The organism is Mesotoga sp. HF07.pep.5.2.highcov, from assembly GCF_003666285.1.
Classification (GTDB): domain Bacteria; phylum Thermotogota; class Thermotogae; order Petrotogales; family Kosmotogaceae; genus Mesotoga; species Mesotoga prima.
This window is the reverse complement of the sequence record NZ_JFHJ01000437.1, coordinates 1-1,185: the sequence shown is the minus strand read 5'-3', so window position 1 is coordinate 1,185 and position 1,185 is coordinate 1. Positions and strand designations below refer to the sequence as shown.

General features: G+C 45.9%; 1 protein-coding gene and 1 pseudogene. One reads left to right on the top strand and one right to left on the bottom strand.

Annotation, left to right across the window (positions count from 1 at the left end; genetic code table 11):
* Positions 1–61: 61 nt before the first annotated feature.
* On the bottom strand, positions 62–355 hold the full coding sequence (locus tag BG32_RS09215) for an ATP-binding cassette domain-containing protein (RefSeq protein WP_259459645.1): 294 nt from the start codon (positions 353–355) through the stop codon (positions 62–64).
* A 187-nt stretch (positions 356–542) separates the two neighbouring features.
* On the opposite strand from BG32_RS09215, the pseudogene BG32_RS09210 reads away from it, so the two are divergent.
* A pseudogene (locus BG32_RS09210) lies at positions 543–1,185 on the top strand (multidrug RND transporter); the annotation flags it as partial.

Below are 1,185 nucleotides of genomic sequence, written 5' to 3'. Positions count from 1 at the left end.
GCTTCGCATAGCTCCCCGACTCTTTTCTTCGCTTCTTGCTTCTTGTCAGGGAAGACGTCCATTATGAACTCCAGAAACTCCGCACCCGTGAAGTAAGAGTAGATTCTTGCTCATCGGGTACAACGCCAATCCTGCTCTTGATAAGCAGTTCGTTTCTGGAAAAGTCCATATCGAGTATTTTCACCTCTCCAGATGTGGGTTTCAAAGTGCCCGTCAACATTCTTATGGTAGTAGTTTTTCCGGCCCCGTTCGGTCCAAGAAAGCCGTATATCTCCCCTGAACTAATAGACAGATCTATCTCATTCACTACAGGGTCTTTGTCGAAGACCTTGGTAAGCTTTTTACAGCTGATCATTTGGATCCCTCCAGACTCTACTGCTAAGTGTCGGCCAGATTGTTCACACGCCCCAATTTTACGACAAGAGTCAAAGCATTTCAAATTACGTTACGATTCCAATTCATCTGCGAGGCGTTCAATCTCTACATAGGCGATGAATCGTAAAGTCAGATGATATAATGGGCTGAGTTCATGAGGTGTGAATATGAGAAGAGCGATATCCTTTATCATATTGGCCGTAGTAGTCGTGATTCTGTTGTCCGGAATAAACGGGTTTAGCTTTGACCCCTCGCCTGCTGCCTTTTTGAGCGACGACGATTCGGAGCTTGAGGCGTTCAACAAGATCGCGGAAGTTTTCGGCGATACCGGATCGATAGTTTTGATTCTTGAAGCTTCTCAAACCTCTTTGGAGCTCTTGAAAAGCGTCACCGAGAAGATCAATTCTCTTGACTGGGTGAAATCCGCTTTGTCTCCCACCGAGGCCGTTAAGCTGGGAAGCTTCAATCTTTTTACGATGAGTATTCCATCGGGAAGCTACGTTTATGAAGATGAGGGCCGACTGGTTCTTAATGAAGAACTGCTCACGGATCCCGTTTACAGCAATCTGATCGTTTCTTCCGATGGCAGGTACTATGCGATCATGATTACCATAGCAGAGGGGAACGAGCTGAAAAGTGACATGATGATCCCGGAACTGCGTTCGGTACTGGACTCTTCCGGCGTAGAAAGCTACAAATTGATCGGAGAAAGTGTTGCTAATTTCGAAACCTTCAGGTCGATCTTTGATCTCACCTTCAAGTATCCACCCTTCATACTGCTTGCCATCATGGCAGTTTACATGATCAAGT

What these genes read in the sequence shown, in the direction of transcription:
- BG32_RS09215 (WP_259459645.1), bottom strand. Translation starts at nt 355, where the DNA reads ATGATCAGCTGTAAAAAGCTTACCAAGGTCTTCGACAAAGACCCTGTA.